We start from the raw sequence: 19,251 nt of genomic DNA on the forward strand, positions 1-19,251 counted from the left end.
ATTTCTTATGCTGCGCCCGATGTTTCAAGGAGCAGGCGCAATTTTTGTCCGTCCTTGTTCAAGTCTGCGAACGACCCCTGTTCAACCAATCGTCCCTCTTCCAGAACCAGGATTTTATCAAAGGCATCAGCAAAATCCGGTCGATAGAGGCTCCAGAAAACACCCTGGCCCTTCCGGGTTTCCAAGACGCGTTCAAGAATTCGGCGTTGCGAGGCGCTGTCCAGGGCTGCCAGGGCCTCGTTGAGAACCAGCAAGTCCGGGCGCTTGACAAGTGAACGCGCCAAGGCGGCCTTCTGTTTTTGCCCATTGTTCAGGCGCTTGCCCGCGACGCCGACGTCATAGGTCATTCCCAGTTCGATGACGCGCTCGCGCAAACCCTGATCATCAAGGACTTTGATGATCGCATCCTGAACAGTCTCTTCGCCTTGTGCCTGTCCGAAGGCTAGGCGTCCAAACAGGACATTGTCCTGCAACGTTGCCGCCGGGTTATAGGTGTTGGGGTCATAGAATGCGACGCCCAGGCCGTTGTCCTTCGCAAGCAAATCGGCAAACCGCTTGCGCGTGCGCACGATTCGTTCCGCCCGCTCCGGCGATATCAACCCCAGGCGATGCCGCGCCTCTACGTAATCGAGAGCAATGCGCATCAATCGCCCACGATCCTCAGGGGTGAGGCCTCCCATGCCGCCTTTCTCCTGGCGCCCGACCAAGCTGCGGAACTCCGGCAACTCCTCGGCATCAATGAAACTGAACTGTTCGAAGAACGGGTGGCCCGGCGGCAAATCGGCGAAGATTTCCACCATAGTCCGGGCAATTTCCAACCCAACCGCCTCTAGATCACCCTCCAAGGCCTCGGCCTCGACCGCTTCTTTCATGCTCGTTTGGGCGAGCAGTTGATCCGGTTCAAAGCGCGCATCGAGCGGCGAGCCGAACAACAGGTTTTCGGCTAGCGACGCGTTCGGATTGAAGGAACCGGGGTCGAAACGCACAATCAAATCATCATGCCCATCCGCGTGGAGACTCTCGGCCAGCGCCTGCCGTGCGGAGAGGATTTGATCGGCAAGGTCGGTATGCTCCTCGGGGTTGAACCTGGCCAACAAACCGAAACGGTACAGGTCTTCTTCCAATTCCACCGTCTGGATCGCCTCGAGCAGCCGGTGATCGAGCTCTTGTGCGTCGCGCGCGCCCGCCGCCTCGTAGTCCACCCAGTCGGCCTCAAAGTCAAAATAGGGATTACCCGCGCGTTGGGCTTCAAGACGATCTGCCTCTGCGGCTCGCTGAGCGGCCGGTTCACGCTCAGGCGGGCGCAAGGGCTTGTGCAACAGGCCGTACAGCAGATTTTTGCGCAGCGAGCCTGCAAAGAAATGCGCATCGGCGGCCACGTAGCCCAAACGTCTCCCGGTTACCGCCTGCGGTAACGCACCAAGTTCGTGGCCGCCAATCGAGGCATGGCCCGTACTGATCGGCTCCAAACCTGCCACAACAAGCGGCAGATATTCCTTCCCGCCGCCACCCGGACCGACGACTGCCACGTGCTCGGTAAGGGCAGCGGTAAAGGAAATCGCATCGAGCAGCCTGCGGTCGCTGTCGTCGACCACCGCCACCCCACGCAGCTCGATCTGGCCCTCCAGTTTCGCCGGCCCCTCGGCGTCGGGGTCCTGGCGCTGCGGGTCGATCAACACCGGCGGTGCAAACTGCTCGATCACCTGCTCGTACTTGATCTGGACATCCTGGCGGCGCTGATCCCAGTCAATTAGTTCCTTGATCGGCGAAGGCAAATCTTTGTAGGCGGCGATTACCGCCACCAGCGCGCCGATGTCGAGCTCACCGGCTATCGCTAGTACGCCGCCCACAACATAGAAAATAAAAGGTGTGACCTGAGCCAGGAAGTTGTTGAGAAATTTGACAAAAAACTTCCGGCGATAAATCTCGTATCGGATATCGTATATGCGCGCCAAACGGCTAACCAGTTCGGCCCGCTCGTAGTTCGAGGTATCATGAGCATGCACCTCGGTAGCACCGGCAATGGTCTCTCCCAGGCGTCCCGCTAGCTCTCGAGCTGTCAGTTGACGCTGACGACCGAGCCTGAGGATCGGAATACGCAGCTTCGGAATCAGCGCCGCCTGGAAAATTACAACGCCCGCCGCGACACTGCCCAGAATCCAGCTTTGGGCCAAAATGAAGGCCATCGCTGTCAAGGCCTGTCCGCCCAGGAACACCGGGTTCACGAAGGCTTCGCCAATGAAGCCGCCGAGCGGCTCAACCTCGTCCTTGATCATGGTGGCGACTTCGGCCTGCTTGACCTTGCGCATGTAGGGCAAAGGGAAGCGCAACAAGCGGTCGCTTAACTGGTAACGCAGACGGCGCAGCATGCGCTCGCCCATCTGCCCCTTCCGGGTGTTGATGACATACTTGAAGTAGCCGTTGACGATCACAAGGCCCAGAAAAACAAACGAAAGCACAAGCAGCGCGTCCATCTGCCCCAGTTCCAGCCCGTCGAACATCGTGACGGTCTGGCCGAAGATCTCCTGGCTGTATGGAATGTGAATACTGAAATAGGGCTGCGTATCATCCGGGCCGGTGAAGCCTTGACCCTCGATGCCCTGGTTCACGATCTGCTTGGGAAGATCAAGCGAGACGTAATAGAAGGGCATCGACAACAGCACGAGGCAAAGCACCCTAATCTGATAGTGCTTGCTGTGCCGCCAGATATAGCGAAACAGGTTTTGATCCATCGGCTGTGCCACATCCCCCAGGAAGGCTTTCCAGTGCTGCAGAGTAACCATCGCCGCGACTGCCGTCATCAATCACGTCGCACAAAGGCTGCATGCCTGTATATTTTTCTGTAGTGACCAAGTGTTTAATTCAACATGGTTGCTTTGGCTACTGGTCACCGTGTTGGTTATTCAAGCCTTTCCGTTGATTGATTGCTGTGGCACAGTTCCCCCTGTTCTTGCAGGAAGAGGCCGCTCGACCGCAGGGTAGAGACGGGAGCCGGCCAGGGGAGTCTCTAAAGGATGGCCGGTGCACGACAGCGGGACACCCGCGTTCTGATCTATAGCCATGACAGTTTTGGCCTGGGTCACTTACGTCGATGCCGAGAGATTGCGCACCATTTGGTGCAGGGGGAGAGCGACCTTTCGGTTCTTATAATCTCCGGCTCGCCTATTATAGGGTCCTTCGATTTTCGGAGCCGCGTGGATTTCATCCGCATTCCAGGTGTGATCAAGCTGCGCAATGGTGAGTACACGTCACTCAACCTGCCGATCGCCGTCGAGCAGACGGTAGCGCTCCGCGCCTCGATCATTGAGCACACTGCGGAGATTTTTGAACCCGACATCTTTCTGGTCGACAAGGAGCCGCTTGGGCTGCGTGGCGAGGTGGAAGGTACCTTGCGTTATCTGAGCGAGAAGGGCGTGCCTTGCATTCTGGGCCTGCGCGATGTCATGGATGGCCCTGAACTGCTTGCGGCGGAATGGTTGCGAAAGCAAGCCGTCCCTGCTCTCGAATCTTACTACGATCAAATTTGGGTCTACGGCCTGCCGCAGATCTGCAACCCGCTGGAAGGAATTGATCTACCGGATTCCGTGGTCAAGAGAATCACCTTTACCGGATACCTCCGCCGGACCTTGCCCCAGGTCGCCAGCAGTGCATTGCCCGAGGCGATACCCTCTCCATACATTCTGGTGACGGTCGGTGGCGGCGGTGATGGCGAAGCGATCATCGACTGGGTGCTGCGCGCCTACGAGCAGGATGCAACGATCCCCTACCCCTCGCTGCTGGTGCTGGGGCCCTTCATGGGCGGCGAACACCAGAATGAGTTTCAGCAGCGCGCGGGACGTTTGGACAAGGTCGAAGTGATCACCTTCGATGCGCACATGGAAAGTCTAATGGCCGAAGCTGCCGGCGTAATTTGCATGGGCGGCTACAATACCTTTTGCGAACTACTTTCCTTTGATAAACGCGCCGTCATCGTACCACGCACAGAACCACGGCTTGAGCAGTACATCCGCGCCAAGCGAGCGCAGGATTTGGGTTTGTCACGCATGCTGCTCGACGACGGCGCGCGCGATGCCGCAGATATGGCGACGGCCATTCGAAACTTGCCCCAGCAGCCGCTTCCGTCAGAGAGCGTCATCCCCGGCCTGCTCGATGGGCCGGAGAACGTCACGAAGCTGGCCCGGCAGTGGTTTGCCAGAACCGGCCGCCCGCAGCTTTCCCTCGCCTCCCAGCAACAACAGTGAAACTGGCGGCGGCGACGCGCGATGCGGCAACGTGGTAAAGAAGTTCCGCGAAATCTTGGGTTGAGGCGTCAAGGTCAAGCATGAAGGAACCCCTCACAAGTGACGCCGGAATCGAACATCTGGCCATTGTCCTGAAAGGTTACCCGCGCCTCTCGGAGACTTTTATTGCCCAGGAACTGCTGGCACTGCAGCAGCGTGGCATGAACATCACCTTGCAATCCCTCAGGCATCCCACGGACCGTGAAATTCACCCGATCCACCGCGAGATTACGGCACCGGTCAATTACCTGCCTGAGTATCTGCACGATCAGCCAGCCAGAGTTATCAAGGCTTGGTGGTGGGCCCGACAGCTACCGGGGTACAAAGCGGCCTTCGCTGCGTTCCTGCGGGACTTCCGGCGGGATCTAACCCGCAATCGAATTAGGCGCTTTGGCCAGGCTTGCATCCTGGCGGCGGAGATGGCACCGGAAACCACCCGCATTTACGCCCATTTCCTTCACACCCCGGCATCCGTTGCCCGCTATGCCGCCCTGATCCGCGCACTGCCGTGGAGTTGCTCCGCGCACGCCAAGGACATCTGGACGACGCCGGATTGGGAAAAGCGCGAGAAACTGGCGGACCTCGACTGGTTGGTCACCTGTACCGGCAGCGGACGCGATCACCTGAGATCCCTGGCAGGGGACCCTTCCCGCGTGCATCTGGTTTACCATGGGTTGGACTTTCGGCGTTTTCCCGCACCGCCTGACCGGCAGATTTCCGGCGATGGGCGCAGCGCCTCCGCCGCGGTGGAAATTTTGTCTGTCGGCAGACTCGTCGAGAAGAAAGGGTATGATCTTCTGATCGCCGCGCTTGCCGCACTCCCACCGGATCTCCATTGGCGGTTCACGCATATCGGCGGCGGCGATTCAAGGAATACCTTGGCAGGAAAAGCGCGGGATTTGGGTCTGGCGAACCGCATCGATTGGCGCGGTGCGGAGCCTCAAGAACGGGTACTGAAGGCATTGAAGGAGTCCGATATCTTCGTATTGCCCAGCCGCATTACCAAGAACGGCGATCGAGACGGTTTGCCAAACGTACTGATGGAGGCCCAAAGTCAGAGACTGGCCTGCATTTCAACCGAAATTTCGGCCATACCGGAGCTCATTTTGCCGGGGGTAACCGGCTTGTTGGTGCCCCCTGATGACGTCCCGGCCCTGACAGAGGCACTGGAAAGGCTGATCCGTGATCCGCAGCAGCGGCTGCGGCTTGGCAAAGCTGGCGAAGCGCGACTGCGGGCAGAGTTTGGATTGGAGCAGAATATCGGAACGCTCTTGGGCCTGCTGGGTGTGAAGGCGAGGGAGGCGGCGTAATGAAGGTCGCCTTCTACGCACCGATGAAGCCACCTGACCACCCAGTGCCTTCCGGCGACCGCCATATGGCTCGCCTATTGATTTCCGCTCTCGAACGAAGCGGTCACGACGTAACCCTGGCAAGCCGTCTGGTTAGTCGCGACGGTCGAGGAGACGCCCTTCGGCAAGCGCGCCTGCAGCGACTGGGAAGCGAACTGGCAGAGCGCCTTTTGCGGCGCTATGCCCGGGCGCCGCGAGACCAGCTGCCCGAACTCTGGCTGACCTATCATCTCTACTATAAGGCGCCCGACCACCTTGGCCCCAAGGTATCCAAGGCTTTGGGTATTCCTTATATGGTGGCCGAGGCCTCAGTGGCCCCAAAGCGCGCTGGCGGTCCTTGGGACCTGGGGCACAGAGCCGTATTGAGCGCTCTAGGCGCAGCGAAGGGCGCAATCACGCTCAACCCGGCGGATGCTGGCTGTCTCGACCCTGCTTTGCCGCAATTGTTGCTGCCGCCGTTCCTAGATCCGCAGCCCTACGAGGCCGCCCGCGGCATGCGATCGGCCCATCGCAAGACCGTGGCCGAACGGTTCGGCATGAACCCCGAAAAAACCTGGCTGCTTACCGTCGCCATGATGCGGCCGGGCGACAAACTGGCGAGCTATCGCCTGCTTGCAGAGGCCCTGAAAACATTGGCCACGACAGATTGGGAAATATTGGTGGTCGGCGACGGTGCCGCGTCAGGCGAAGTGCGTGAGGCTTTCCAGGGGTTTGCGAACGATCAAATGCCATTGCGCTGGGCCCGGGCGCTGCCGGGCGAAATGCTGCCGACAATCTATGCCGCGGCCGACCTTTTTGTCTGGCCCGCCATTCGCGAAGCGTATGGTATGGCCTTGCTCGAAGCCCAAGCTGCCGGGCTTGCTGTGGTGGCCGGCCGCGAAGGAGGTGTCCCAGCCGTGGTCGACGACCAATCAAGTGGCCTCCTGACCCCGCCGGGCGACTGTCGTGCCTTTGCCGCGGCGGTGTCGCGACTTATTGCGGATCCCGATCTGCGTGGGGAGATGGGCCGAAAAGCCGCCGAGCGGGTTTCTCGAACCCAGAATCTGGATGTCTCGGCACGTAAGATCACCACCTTTCTGGAGCGGTGCAGAACGCCATGACCGAAACGGGATCATATGCGACGCCCTTCGTGTTGCTGCGCCACGGTCCCACGGAGTGGAACCGGGATCGCCGCTTACAAGGACGAAGCGATATCCCTCTGTCGCGCAAGGGCCGCGCCGAGGTTGCAAACTGGCACTTGCCGCCGGACCTACAAGACTACAATTGGTTGGTCAGCCCCCTGGAACGCGCGCGAGAAACGGCCAGGATACTCGGGTTGGAGCAGGCCCGGATCGAACCGCGGCTGATCGAGATGAATTGGGGCGAGTGGGAAGGGCAGCGCATCGCCGACCTCAGGCTGGCCTTGGGAACGGCTATGACCCGGAACGAAGCGAAGGGTCTGGATTTTCGACCCCCCGACGGCGAGAGCCCGCGTGATCTGCAAGAGCGCTTGAAGCCGCTGTTAGAAGAGATCGGCCAAGAGCGCAGGCCCACGGCGGCGGTCTGCCATCGCGGCGTGATCCGCGCCCTTTACGCCTTAGCGAGCGGATGGGACATGACCGGCAAACCGCCGGATCGGCTGAAAGAGGCCTGCTTGCATCGCTTTGCCATTTCCAAAGAAGGCATCCCAACGGTCGTCCGCATGAATGAGAGTCTGCGCGGCGGGGAGGCCAGAATATGAAACCAAAGGTCCTTCTTTACGTACAGCACCTTTTGGGCATCGGCCACCTAAAGCGCGCCGCTCTGCTGGCCCGCGGCATGACGGATGCGGGATTCCACGTTGTCTTCGTCTCTGGTGGCGAGCCCCACAGCGGTCTGGATCTCGGAGCCGCGGAACCAATACAGCTTGCGCCCTGTCATGTGCGCGACGAGAGTTTCCAATTGCTCGACGAAACCGGTACGCCGGTCAGCGCCGACTGGCAGCAGCGCCGCCGCGATCATTTGCTTTCGATTCTGCAAGAAGCCCGGCCCGACGTCTTGTTGGTGGAGCTTTTCCCCTTTGGGCGCCGACAGATGCGCTTTGAACTGTTGCCGCTGCTGGAAGCGGCCCGGGAACAAGACCCATCCCCCCTTGTGTTCTGTTCGGTCCGCGACATCCTCTCGAAGATACCCAGCCCTGAGCGGCAGGCCTGGATTGTGGATGTCCTCGGCAAGTGCTTTGACGGCGTCCTCGTGCACGGCGACCGCTCTTTTATTCCCTTCGACGCGACCTTCCCGGCAACCCACCTTCTGGAATCGAAGCTTCACTATACCGGCTACGTGACAACAACGACGGCGGCTGGCTCGGCAACCGGAGCCGGGCGGGGCGAGGTGTTGGTTTCGACCGGCGGCGGCGCGGTCGCCGGGCCGCTGCTAGAAGCCGCGTTGGCGGCGCGACCGCTGACCTCCCTTGCCACGGCGCCATGGCGGCTGTTGGCGGGCCGCAATTTTCCAGAGGAATCATTTCAAAGACTGCGTAAGCAGGCGTTGGAAACCGCAGGCGGCGTGATCCTGGAGCGCGCCAGACCCGATTTTCAACAACTGCTGGCCAACTGTCTGCTCTCCATCAGTCAGGCCGGTTATAACACCACGCTCGAGGTTCTCGCCGCGGGGCCCCGGGCAGTGCTTGTCCCCTATGCGGCAGGGGAGGAGGGTGAACAGAGCCTGCGCGCCGCGTTATTGGCGAAACAGGGCCTGCTCACAGTCGTGGAGGAGAGCGGCTTGAGCGGGACCACGCTGGCTGCCGGTATCGAGATGGAGTTAAGGCGCCCGCGAATCGAAACAGCCTTCGATCTTGATTTGGAAGGCGCCGCCCATAGCGCCAGCGTGATCCGGCAGGCTTTGGACGCAAAAAGGCAGCAACCCGACCGATGACAACTTGGCGTAATTTGGACGAGGAACTAGCAGCCTGGCAGGAAGCGGGCCGACAGCCGGTACTCTGGTGGCGCGACGACGATGCCGCGCGGGCAAGCGATGGTCTCTCACTTTTGTTGGAACTGCGCGCGGCATCGGATCTGCCGCTTTCCTTGGCTGTGGTACCCGGCCTGGTGGAAGACAGCCTGGAAAAGGCCCTAGGCGATCGCCAAGGCCTTTCACTGTTGCAGCATGGGTATCGGCATGAAAACCACGCAACGCCCGGGATGAAGAAGATCGAATTGGGCGGCACCCGTTCCACGGAAGAAATCCTAGCGGCTCTGGAGGCCGGCAAGAGTATTGGAAAGGCCGTGTTCGGACGAGGTTGGCTTCCCGTCCTAGTGCCCCCGTGGAACCGAATCGAAGATCGGATCGTTCCGCATTTAACGGCTTTGGGATTTCAGGGGCTTTCGATCCACGGGCGCAGACGCGACGCCTTCATGGGGCTGACCGTGGTCAACAGTCATCTGGACATCCTGCAATGGAAACCGACCGTCCACTTTCTTGGGGAGGCGGCCTTGCTCACCCAACTTACGACCGCCCTGAGGACACGACGCCTGGAAGATACACCGGGCTCTGAAGAACCTTGCGGCATCTTGACGCATCATCAAGCGCATGATCCCGAGAGTTGGCGGTTCCTAAAATCTCTCTTTTCGCACCTGAAACAGCACGAGGTTGTTTCCTGGAAGGGGGCAATACCGCTATTCTGCGAAACCAAAAGGGGAGACGAGCCGTAAACATGCCGATTTTTCGCTATCCGCGAAACAGCCTCATTGGTGATTTTTTGCGCTCAGGCGGGGGGCTGGCCGCCGGGTTGGCTGGACTCGTCCTGGCGCCGTCTTCCAGCGTCGTTGTTGTGATCAGCCTGTTTTTCATTGTTTTGTTCGGCTGGTTCCTCTGGCGCACCATTCGACGCAGCCGTACGGAAATCGCGTTGATATCGGATGGCATCGCCTGCAGGGACATTACCGAAAAGCGAATCTCCTGGGACGATTTGGCATCGCTCAAGCTGCGCTTTTATGGAACGCGCCGCGAGCACCGCAACAAACAAGGCGGTTTCATGGTCCTCACTCTGGCCGGCCCTGGAAGTAAGATCGCCCTTGAATCCAGCCTCGAGGGGTTCAGCGATATTGTCGAACGTGCCGCTGCGGCCGCCCAGGCGAAGCACCTTGAAATCGATGCCGCCTCGCAAGAGTACCTGCTTGATCTGGGTATAGAGGCCGCCCAGCCAATCGCAGCCGTTCAAGCAGAGGAACATTAGGAATCATGACGGTAGCGCAGCAACAGAGTACGCTCGTCAACCCACTTCTGGAGATTAAGGATCTCCGGGTTTCCTTCCAACTTCCGGAGGGCGTGCTTGAAGCGGTCCGAGGCGCTTCCTTTTCGATTGCGCGGGGCGGCACGGTGGCGCTGGTCGGTGAGAGCGGCTCCGGAAAATCGGTCATCAGTCAGGCGATCATGGGAATTCTCCCCCGTGTCGCTCGGATCAGTGGCGGAGAGATTCTGTTCCGCGACCCCAAGAATTCCGATCAGGCAATCAATCTGGCCCAACTGAATCCCGAGAGCAGCCGTTACCGGGATCTGCGCGGCGGCCGTATGTCGATCATTTTCCAGGAACCCATGACCTCGTTGTCGCCCGTGCATACCGTCGGAGATCAAGTCGGCGAGGCGCTTGCGCTGCACAGCCCGGTAAGCAAGGCTGAGGGGCTTCGCTTGGTCGAGGAAATGCTTCGGCTAACGGGTTTTCCGGACCCTGCCCGAGCGCTAAAGACCTATCCCTTCGAACTTTCGGGCGGACTGCGTCAACGCGCCATGATCGCCATGGCGCTGGTTTGCCGACCAGCCCTCTTGATTGCCGATGAACCAACGACGGCCTTGGATGTCACAATTCAGGCCCAAATCTTAAAGCTTATCAAGGACCTACAGGCCGAGTTGGGCATGGCCGTCCTGATGATCACACACGATCTCGGTGTCGTCGCCAATGTGGCCGAGGACGTCGTCGTCATGTACCACGGCCAAATCATGGAAAGCGGGAACCTGGAGGAAATATTCCATAATCCCCAGCACCCATACCTGAAAGCACTTCTGCACGCCGTCCCCCGGTTCAACATGGATGCCGGAGAGCGCCTGGAACCCTTGCGCGAGATCGGCGCCAAGGAAAAGGCCGAAGCCCTGAGCCAGAAAATGGGCCACAAGGGCGATGCCGCCTCGGGCGAGCATCTACTGTCCATGATGGATGTTTCAAAAAGCTTCCGTATTCGCAAGTCGGGTTGGATCGGATCCAAAAGCGACAAGGTTCGTGCGCTAGACGGTATCACCCTGTCAATCAGGCACGGCGAATGCCTGGGCCTGGTCGGTGAAAGCGGCTGTGGCAAATCTACCCTGTCTAAAGTCATCATGCGCGCGGTGACACCGGATAGCGGCCAAATCAATTACCATGCCAAAGGCGGCAACATCGACATTCTTGGGCTCAAAGGGGTCGAACTCAACGCCTTCCGGCGACGTGTACAGTATGTGTTCCAAGATCCCTTTTCGTCCTTGAATCCGCGTATGCGCGTCGGCGAGATTCTTTGCGAGCCCCTGGACATTCACCGTATCGGCAAGCCGGAAGAGCGGAACGCCCGTGTCGAAGAACTGCTGGAGCTCGTAGGGTTGGGGCGGCGACACCTACAGCGTTATCCCCATAGTTTTTCCGGCGGCCAACGGCAGCGTATCGGCATAGCGCGTGCGTTAGCGCTGGACCCGGAATTGTTGATCCTGGACGAGCCGGTGTCCGCTCTCGATGTCTCAATTCAGGCGCAGGTGCTCAACTTATTGCGCGATTTGCGCGCCGCATTGGGTCTCACCTACTTGTTCATCAGTCATAATCTGGCGGTGGTCAACTATGTGGCCGATCGCATTGCGGTCATGTATCGCGGTCGCATCGTCGAGCTTGCCCCGAATCGCCGGTTGTTTGAGGGGCCGGTGCACCCTTACACGCAAACGCTCCTAAAAGCCGTACCGGAGCCCGACCTCTCCAGGCTCCTCGACTTCGAACATCTGCACGCCAACAAATCGAGCGGACCCGAGGACTGGCCGGACGCATTTCAGCTTGCCGAGGGGGAAACATCCAGTCTGATCGATCTCGGGGACGGCCATATGGTACGCGCAAACCCAAACCGGACCAGCGCGTCCCAACTGCTGTCGACGACGCGTATGATGGCGGAGGTTTGAAACGATGCTGATCTATATTGCCCGCCGCATCATGATCATGGTTCCCACGCTCGCGGTCATATCCTTCATAATCTTCGTGATCATCCAGCTACCACCGGGTGATTACCTGGAGACCTACATCGCGGAACTACAAGCCCAGGGCGAAGCCATCGATCCGCAGAAAATAGAGTTTCTGCGACAGCAGTACGGCTTGGACAGGCCCTTCATGGAACAGTACGTGGTCTGGGCGGCGGGCTTGTTACAGGGTGACTACGGTTACTCGTTCGAGTATCAGCTCCCCGTGCGCGACGTGGTGGGCGATCGGCTCTACCTGACAATGCTGGTCTCGTTTTCGACTATCATCTTCACTTGGATCGTATCTTTTCCGATCGGCGTGTATTCCGCGGTCCGGCAGTATAGTGCGGGAGACTACATCGCCAGTTTCATCGGCTTTCTGGGCCTTGCGACCCCGAACTTTCTCCTGGCCTTGATTCTGCTCTATCTGGCGAACAATTACTTCGGCACCCAGATCGGCGGTTTGATGGACGACGACTATATCGATGCGCCCTGGACATTGGGTAAGTTCGTCAATGTCTTGGAACATCTCTGGGTCCCCGTCGTCGTGATTGGCACGTCGGGCACCGCCGGGATGATTCGCCGTCTTCGGGCCAACCTGCTCGACGAGCTGCAAAAGCAGTATCTGGTCACCGCCCGCGCGAAGGGATTGTCCTCGGGGCGCGCGCTGGTCAAGTACCCCTTGCGCATAGCCCTCAATCCCTTCATCGCCGATATTGGGAGTACTTTGCCCCAGATCGTATCGGGCGCGGCGATCGTTTCTATAGTATTGGGATTGCCAACCACCGGACCGATGTTAATTCGTGCTCTACAGGCCCAGGACATGTATCTCGCCGGGTCGTTTCTCATGTTCCTATCCATGTTGACTGTCGTCGGCATGTTCCTGTCCGATCTGGCGTTGGCTGCGCTTGACCCACGGATACGGCTCGGTGGAGGGGTCACGAAATGACCCAGCATTACGTCGATCAAGAACCCTTCGATCCTTATTCGATCGAGCAACTCACGCCGGAGCAAGAAGCCTACTATCGCGCGCCGCAGTGGAAGCTCATCTGGATGAAATTCAGGCGCCACCGGGTTGCCGTCATATCGGGCCTGTTCCTGCTGCTGCTCTACCTTTCGATCCTCGTCAGCGAGCTTATCGCGCCCTACGATCTGCATGCCCGGCATACCGACTACATCTATGCGCCGCCGCAAAGCGTGCACTTCTTTGACAAGGGCAGCTATGTCGGGCCCTTCGTCTATGGGTACGACTACAAGCTAAACATGGAAAACCTCAAGCGAGAGTACACGCCCAACCCGGCCAAGATCGAGAAACTGCGGTTCTTTTGCCAAGGTGATAAGTACAGGTTTTGGGGTGCTTTTGAAGCGCGGGCGCATCTGGTTTGTCCAGCCGAGTCCGGAACCTTTTTTCTGCTTGGAACCGACCGCCTGGGGCGCGACATATTCAGCCGCGTGATCTACGGCGCTCGTATTTCCCTGACCATCGGTTTGATCGGTATTGCGATATCGTTTCTTCTCGGCGTCTCGATCGGCGGCGTTGCTGGATACTACGGCGGATGGGTCGATGCCGCCGTACAGCGTCTGATCGAGATCTTCCGCTCCTTCCCCGAATTGCCCTTGTGGATGGCACTGGCCGCGATCCTGCCGGTTACCTGGAGCCCCTTGTGGGTCTATTTCGGAATAACGATCATCTTGGGGCTGCTAGACTGGCCCGGCCTCGCCCGTGCAGTTCGTTCGAAACTCTTGAGCCTACGTGAGGAAGATTTCACGGTGGCGGCGCAGTTGATGGGCGCGTCTCCGCCGCGCATCATTTTCCGCCACCTCTTGCCGAGCTTCGCAAGCCACTTGATCGCCTCCATCACGCTGGCCGTCCCAACGATGATCCTCGGAGAAACGGCATTATCCTTCCTGGGACTCGGTCTCAGGCCCCCGATCACCTCGTGGGGCGTACTTCTATCGGAAGCGCAGAACATCAACGCGGTAGAGCTTTATCCCTGGCTCATGGTCCCAGTCATTCCTGTGATTCTGGTGGTGCTGGCCTTCAACTTCCTGGGCGATGGGCTCCGCGACGCCGCCGACCCTTACAAGTAGGACTACTCTTCAGGCGAGTTTTACAAGGTCGGTCGTTCCGGCGACGCCTGCCACCTGTCGGTTTTGCAACTTGACGATCTCGGCCTCGGGTGCAAAGCCCTGTTGACAGGCTATCTCGTAGGTAGAAGCCAGCGCCAAGCCTCTGGCGCCTTCATTCTTGTTGTGTTTCTCCAACTTCGCCGAGAGATTGACGGCATCGCCGATCACGGTGATCTCCAGGCGGTTTTCATCGCCGACAGCACCGAAGACAATGCGCCCATGGGTAACCGCGCCATTCACCTGCGGTGTATCCAGACCGCGCTCTTGCCGTTCCCGGCTCCAGACGTCCGCTTCGCCTAACGCTTCGCACAAGGCCGCCAGAGCATCGGCAGCATAGCTTTGCGAAGGTTGCGCCGCGCCGAACGTGGCCATAATTCCATCACCCATGAATTTGTCGATCGAACCGCCGTGGCGCTGCAGCACTGGAACCATCCGCTGCTGGTATTCCGCAAGCAGTTCCATCACTTCGTCGGGGTCGCGCTGTTCGGCCAACCGCGTGAAGCCCCGCATGTCGAGATTGAGTATCGCGGCTTCGCGCGATTGGCCCTGACCGGCGACGAGGTGCTCCTCACCGCCCGCGATCTGCCTCGCGACCCCTTTATCAAAAAATCGAGACAGCCGCTGGGCGGCCTGTTGCTCGATAACCGAGCGCACCAAAAGTGCGCGCCCGCGCCGCAATGCCAAGGCCATGATTCCCGTTACCAACAGGATCGATATGATCTTGTCGAACTCCGCGCCGAGGAGAATGGCGTTGGAGGTCATGTAGGTCACGTAATCCCGGGTGATCATGGTGTTCAACGGATCGGCGGTGATCACGTAGAGGATCATTGTTCCCCAACCCGCGGCAGCAATCCCTCCTGCCGCCATGACCAACCAGGACTCAAACCGCAAGGCCCGCATGGCGATGAAAATGAACACATAAAGTAGAGTGGGCGCCTTGAGGTAGAAGGAAGGCGGTTGCCCATACTGAATATGGAAAGACCAGATCAGCACCATCAGCAAGCCCATATCGAAACAAATCGATATGACTAGCGACCAGTCCGGCAACCGTCGCAGATGCCCCCAGATCAAGCGTATCACCGTAAGCACGAAGTAGATCGACAAGGCCCAGGGAACCGGCTCGAAGCTGGCATCCTCGTTGAAGGTCTTGGGGGATATTAGATAAAGCGTGCCAAATATCAGCACCACGGAAAGCTGGATCCAACCGACCATCATTTCCGCCTGGTCCTGCTGCTTGCTTATGGCGCTTCTAACGCGCTGGGGCAGCTCCGCCTCCGAAGGGCCTTTGGCAATCCATTGCTTTAGATCAGGTAGGAACGGCTTCTTTTCCATCGCGTCGCTTCCTTAAAGCGCAGCCCGGAGTGGCCCGCAAAAGTCCCCGCACATATTAGGCGAAGAACCAATCACCCCACGTCATATTCCCGTGAAACGCGTTGTATCCAGAGCACGGTTTCGTGAGCCTCGCCAGGACACATAAGTGAATCCACCGCGCTCTTGGAAACCTTATCCGCTAACCTGGTTCTGGCAAAATGGCTGGAAAACAGAATACGCCAGCCGCCGCCCTGCAACAGGCCCATGAGACCCTGCTGCTCGTTGTAACCGCGCCATGACCATGACGCCGGGTAGTCGTCAGGTAGAAAGATATCATGGAATGCGACCCTGGTTCCTATCGGCAGGTCTGGCAAGACGCGCCCAAGGAGAAAATCGACGTCGCTTCCGGGCATCAAAATGTGGCTGGAGTCGATTAGCAGGATATCGCCGCCTCGAAGTGCAGCGAAGGGTGCCGTGCCTGCTTCTTGCAGTGTCATTCGGAGCAATTCCACGGGAAGATTGCCCAAATCCGCGCGCGGCGCCGGATCAATGGCTGTCACCTGACAATTCAACCCGCTGTCGGCAACCGCGCGCGCCAGGAAACGCGTAGAATGGCCGGACCCTACTTCCAGAATACGAGCCGGTTTGGTCTCGCAAACCAGAGTATAAGCGGCGGCGGCATCAAGGCCTGGGTACCAACTTTGATTCCAGCGCGGTTGCGGTGGCAAGCCGTCCACGTCAATCGCCTGCAAAGCGGGCAGCCGTGCCGCAATGCGCGCCAGTACATCCAGCATCTCCGGGCGCGCCTGATCGAAAAGCTTCTCCAGTGCGCCATAAGTCGGCAAGTCACCAGACTGCGGCACCGTTTCGGCATACCGATAGGGAATGAAGTAACCACGCCGACCTAAGCCCAGGAGTGTCCGCAAACCGAAGGCCAGGCGGCGCAACCGCGCCCTCGTGGCACTCACGGCGTAAGCACCATGCCTTCTCGAGCGACGATCGTCCCCGGGCGCAGGGCCTCCGCCTCCTTGGCGATCCTGTCCATGAAGGCATCATCGTGGCTGGGGTCATGGTGGAAGATCGCGAGTTGCCCCACATCAGCGGCCTCACAAAGACGCACGCCTTCCTGCCAAGTCGAATGCCCCCATGAACTGAACCGCGGATACTCGTCGTCGGTATAACTGCAATCGTAGATCATGATGTCGGCACCCCGAACCAAATCGATGATCGTTTGATCGCGCCTACCCGGGGTGTGTTCCGTGTCGGTAACGTAGCAGATGGATTTTCCGGCATACTCGATCCTGTAACCGGTCGCCCCATTGGGATGGTTCAATGGCGCGGTCTTCAGCGTAAGTCCATCTTTCGTCCTCAGTGTTTCCCCGGCCTTGAAATCGACGAAGGCGAGATCGGCGTTGAAAATGGCGGGCGGTATGGGAAACAACGGGGCCTTCATGAAATGGCAGATGACTGCTTCCAGGGTTTGGTCCGGCAAGAGGTGCCCGGCATGCAGGCGAAAGGTGCTGCCCTTACGAAAGAAAGGCTGGAAGAAAGGGATGCCGGCTATGTGATCCATATGTGTGTGGGTCAAAAAGATATCGGCATCTTGTAAACCCTGCTCACACAACCGCGCGCCAAGCTCGCGAAGCCCGGTGCCCGCGTCCAGAATCGCCAAACCGCCCTGGCCGTACTCAATCTCCAGACAGGAGGTGTTACCGCCATACTTGACGTACTGTGGGCCCGAGCAGGCGATAGAGCCTCGCACGCCCCAGAACTTCACCGTCAGCTTACCTTGCGCCACGCGCACTTCTCCCCGGCAAGGAATTGCTCTTGCCCTATGTTGGACGCCAGCGGTCGCGGGAGCAAAAGAAATCTAGCACTTGTTTCAGGTTGCCGCAGGCGCGCTTGCCCGTCATGCTGCGCCGCTGTTTCTCGAACGGTGGTGATAACCACCTCACGGCAGAACATAGACAATGAGAAAGAGACTGGCCACATGACGGCGCGGGAAAAAACCATCTGGGCTGCGGTTCTATTCGGCCTCAGTCTTTCTTCCTACGCGGCTTATCAACAGTTTAAACTGCCACCGGTCATGCCGCGGTTGCTCGATTTGTACGCGTACGAGAAGCTGTTGGCTGGCGGTTTCATGTCGGTTTACGCCTTCGTCGGCTTGCTTCTCTCGTTCGCAATCGGCCGGTTGGTGGATGGACAGGGCGTGCGCCGTGCCCTGACTTTGGCGCTTCTCGTCTCTCTGGCGGGCAATCTATTGATTCTCGCTTGGCCCTCTGACGGTCTGGTCGTGCTGATCGGTCGCGGCCTGGAGGGAATTGCCTTCGCCGCTTGCGCCCTTGTCGGTCAGATGCTCGCTACCCGTTACGCAAGCGCGCGCCACATGCCCCTGATCGCGGGCGCCATGGCCTCTTGGGTGCCCATCGGGCAGTTGGTCGCCATCGTCACGGCGCAACCGGCGCTTCGTTATGGCGACTGGCATTGGCTCTGGTACATGGCGCTCGCACTGACCGTCGTGCTGTATATCTGGATGCTCACACTTGAGCGCAGACGGCCGGGATTGTTGCCGGGCCCAAGACATTCCAGCCATGTGGACGAAGGCGCGCCTTTGGCCCAAATGGAGATAGCATCGCTCGTGCTGGTGAGCGCCATTTTTCTGCTTTGGTCGGGCCAGTACTTCGCCTACATGACCTGGCTGCCGCAGTTTCTGGTAGAGGCAATGGGGCTATCTTTTGACAATGCCATGCTCGGTTATGCCCTCCCGGTCGTCACGCTCATCGTTTTCAATGCCGTAACGGGAAGCCTGCTCAAGGCAGGCGTGCCCTTGCCGCCGCTGTTTCTGGGGGGGTTGCTGCTGCAGGCATTGTGCTGGTGGACTCTGCCGTGGATCGGGGCCGACTGGACAGGAGTCCTTTCCCTGATCATCTACGGTGCCACCGCCGGCGTCGTGCCCACCGTTCTGTGGGCGCTGCCGGCCTTGCTGGTCGGGCAGATGCGCGCTTCGGGCAACGCTTTCGGAATCATCATGACGGGCCGTAATGTCGGCGTTCTCGTCGGACCGATGCTCCTGCCCTGGCTGCTGGCGCGCTCCGGGGACTGGCAAGGGGCGGCGCCGGCCTTTGGCACAATCGTTATCGTTGCCTTCGGGCTCGGCCTCCTTGTCGTAATGCTGATGCGGCGCAACCGCGAGCGTGCGGCTCGCTGATCCTACGGGACCAGTTTGTAACCGCCCGGCTCCGTGACAAGAATTTGCACGTTGGCAGGGTCGGGTTCGATCTTCTGCCGCAGACGGTAAACATGCGTTTCCAGCGTGTGGGTCGTGACCCCCGCGTTATAGCCCCATACCTCGCCCAACAGCGTTTCCCGGCCAATGGTTTTTTCGCCGCTGCGGTAGAGGTACTTCAGGATCGCAGTCTCCTTCTCGGTCAGTCGGACCTTTTGCTGACTGTCGTTGTGAATCAGCATCTTCGCACTGGGACGGAAGGTGTAGGGCCCAATGGTAAAAACTGCATCTTCACTCTGTTCGTGAGTACGCAGCTGCGCCCGCAGGCGCGCCAGCAGCACGCCGAGCTTGAAGGGTTTGGCCACATAGTCATTTGCCCCTGCATCCAGGCCCAGAATCTGATCTGCGTCGGATTCATGCGCCGTCAGCATGATGATCGGTGCCTTAACGCCATTGCGTCGCATGACCCTGCAGAGGTCACGCCCATCGCCGTCGGGAAGCCCGACATCTAGCAGTATGGCGTCATAATACTCGCCTTTGGCGAGCTCCAGCGCTTCCTTCGCGCTCCCGGCTTCGACTGTGAGAAACTCCTCATGCAATTGAAGCTGTTCGCTCAAGGATGTGCGCAGAGCCTCGTCGTCGTCGACGAGCAATACTTTCTTACCCGTGGCGTTTTTATTCATGATCTGAAAGCGACCTCTCCCGAAATACTTCACCCTGATCGCGCTCTCTTACCCAAAAGCCGTGGGTCTTATCC

The 19,251-nt window shown here is 59.1% G+C and carries 16 protein-coding genes; 11 read left to right on the forward strand and 5 right to left on the reverse strand.

Annotated features, from left to right (window positions below; all coding sequences use genetic code 11):
• Nucleotides 1–5: 5 nt before the first annotated feature.
• On the reverse strand, nt 6–2,801 hold the full coding sequence (locus ABIE63_RS04280) for an ABC transporter ATP-binding protein (protein ID WP_354503118.1): 2,796 nt from the start codon (nt 2,799–2,801) through the stop codon (nt 6–8).
• Nucleotides 2,802–3,014: 213 nt separating this feature from the next.
• Here ABIE63_RS04280 and ABIE63_RS04285 point away from each other — a divergent pair, with 213 nt between their 5' ends.
• The 10 genes from ABIE63_RS04285 (at nt 3,015) to ABIE63_RS04330 (ending at nt 13,918) form a co-directional block, all read left to right on the forward strand.
• Nucleotides 3,015–4,241 carry a glycosyltransferase gene (locus ABIE63_RS04285; protein ID WP_354503120.1) on the forward strand — a complete coding sequence of 409 codons (1,227 nt, stop codon included), beginning with the start codon at nt 3,015–3,017 and terminating at the stop codon, nt 4,239–4,241.
• An 80-nt stretch (nt 4,242–4,321) separates the two neighbouring features.
• A complete protein-coding gene (locus tag ABIE63_RS04290; protein ID WP_354503121.1) occupies nt 4,322–5,590 on the forward strand; it encodes a glycosyltransferase family 4 protein in 1,269 nt (422 codons plus the stop codon).
• Nucleotides 5,590–6,729 carry a glycosyltransferase gene (locus ABIE63_RS04295; RefSeq protein WP_354503123.1) on the forward strand — a complete coding sequence of 380 codons (1,140 nt, stop codon included), beginning with the start codon at nt 5,590–5,592 and terminating at the stop codon, nt 6,727–6,729. The genes ABIE63_RS04290 and ABIE63_RS04295 overlap by 1 nt, the downstream gene beginning before the upstream one ends.
• Nucleotides 6,726–7,349: a histidine phosphatase family protein gene (locus ABIE63_RS04300; RefSeq protein ID WP_354503125.1), complete on the forward strand. Its 624-nt coding sequence runs from the start codon at nt 6,726–6,728 to the stop codon at nt 7,347–7,349. The genes ABIE63_RS04295 and ABIE63_RS04300 overlap by 4 nt, the downstream gene beginning before the upstream one ends.
• Nucleotides 7,346–8,521, forward strand: coding sequence for a glycosyltransferase (locus tag ABIE63_RS04305; RefSeq protein ID WP_354503127.1), 1,176 nt, complete (start codon nt 7,346–7,348; stop codon nt 8,519–8,521). The genes ABIE63_RS04300 and ABIE63_RS04305 overlap by 4 nt, the downstream gene beginning before the upstream one ends.
• On the forward strand, nt 8,518–9,297 hold the full coding sequence (locus ABIE63_RS04310) for a polysaccharide deacetylase family protein (RefSeq protein WP_354503130.1): 780 nt from the start codon (nt 8,518–8,520) through the stop codon (nt 9,295–9,297). Before ABIE63_RS04305 ends, ABIE63_RS04310 begins: the two co-directional genes overlap by 4 nt.
• 2 nt (nt 9,298–9,299) lie before the next feature.
• Nucleotides 9,300–9,821 (forward strand): hypothetical protein, encoded by a 522-nt coding sequence (locus ABIE63_RS04315; protein WP_354503132.1) that lies wholly within the window; start codon nt 9,300–9,302, stop codon nt 9,819–9,821.
• A gap of 5 nt (nt 9,822–9,826) precedes the next feature.
• Entirely contained in the window at nt 9,827–11,773 is a 1,947-nt protein-coding gene (locus ABIE63_RS04320; protein WP_183414716.1) for an ABC transporter ATP-binding protein, read from the forward strand.
• Nucleotides 11,774–11,777: 4 nt separating this feature from the next.
• Nucleotides 11,778–12,776 (forward strand): ABC transporter permease, encoded by a 999-nt coding sequence (locus ABIE63_RS04325; protein ID WP_183414717.1) that lies wholly within the window; start codon nt 11,778–11,780, stop codon nt 12,774–12,776.
• Nucleotides 12,773–13,918: an ABC transporter permease gene (locus ABIE63_RS04330; protein WP_354503134.1), complete on the forward strand. Its 1,146-nt coding sequence runs from the start codon at nt 12,773–12,775 to the stop codon at nt 13,916–13,918. Before ABIE63_RS04325 ends, ABIE63_RS04330 begins: the two co-directional genes overlap by 4 nt.
• Before the next feature lie 9 nt (nt 13,919–13,927).
• Here the strand turns inward: ABIE63_RS04330 and ABIE63_RS04335 are convergent, their stop codons facing one another.
• From ABIE63_RS04335 to ABIE63_RS04345, 3 genes are all read right to left on the reverse strand, one after another.
• Nucleotides 13,928–15,289, reverse strand: a complete 1,362-nt coding sequence (locus ABIE63_RS04335) for an adenylate/guanylate cyclase domain-containing protein (RefSeq protein ID WP_183414719.1) — start codon at nt 15,287–15,289, stop codon at nt 13,928–13,930.
• A gap of 71 nt (nt 15,290–15,360) precedes the next feature.
• Nucleotides 15,361–16,236, reverse strand: a complete 876-nt coding sequence (locus tag ABIE63_RS04340) for a class I SAM-dependent methyltransferase (protein WP_354503135.1) — start codon at nt 16,234–16,236, stop codon at nt 15,361–15,363.
• On the reverse strand, nt 16,233–17,066 hold the full coding sequence (locus ABIE63_RS04345; protein WP_322091197.1) for an MBL fold metallo-hydrolase: 834 nt from the start codon (nt 17,064–17,066) through the stop codon (nt 16,233–16,235). Before ABIE63_RS04345 ends, ABIE63_RS04340 begins: the two co-directional genes overlap by 4 nt.
• A 192-nt stretch (nt 17,067–17,258) precedes the next feature.
• Between ABIE63_RS04345 and ABIE63_RS04350 the strand changes: the two genes are divergently transcribed.
• Nucleotides 17,259–18,476: an MFS transporter gene (locus tag ABIE63_RS04350; RefSeq protein ID WP_354503137.1), complete on the forward strand. Its 1,218-nt coding sequence runs from the start codon at nt 17,259–17,261 to the stop codon at nt 18,474–18,476.
• Between the two features lie 2 nt (nt 18,477–18,478).
• Here the strand turns inward: ABIE63_RS04350 and ABIE63_RS04355 are convergent, their stop codons facing one another.
• The gene (locus tag ABIE63_RS04355; protein WP_183414722.1) at nt 18,479–19,177 is read right to left on the reverse strand and encodes a response regulator transcription factor; all 699 of its coding nucleotides are present in this window, start codon (nt 19,175–19,177) and stop codon (nt 18,479–18,481) included.
• Nucleotides 19,178–19,251 lie beyond the last annotated feature (74 nt).

Source organism: Limibacillus sp. MBR-115, from assembly GCF_040549425.1.
GTDB classification, from domain to species: Bacteria; Pseudomonadota; Alphaproteobacteria; order Kiloniellales; family CECT-8803; genus Limibacillus; species Limibacillus halophilus.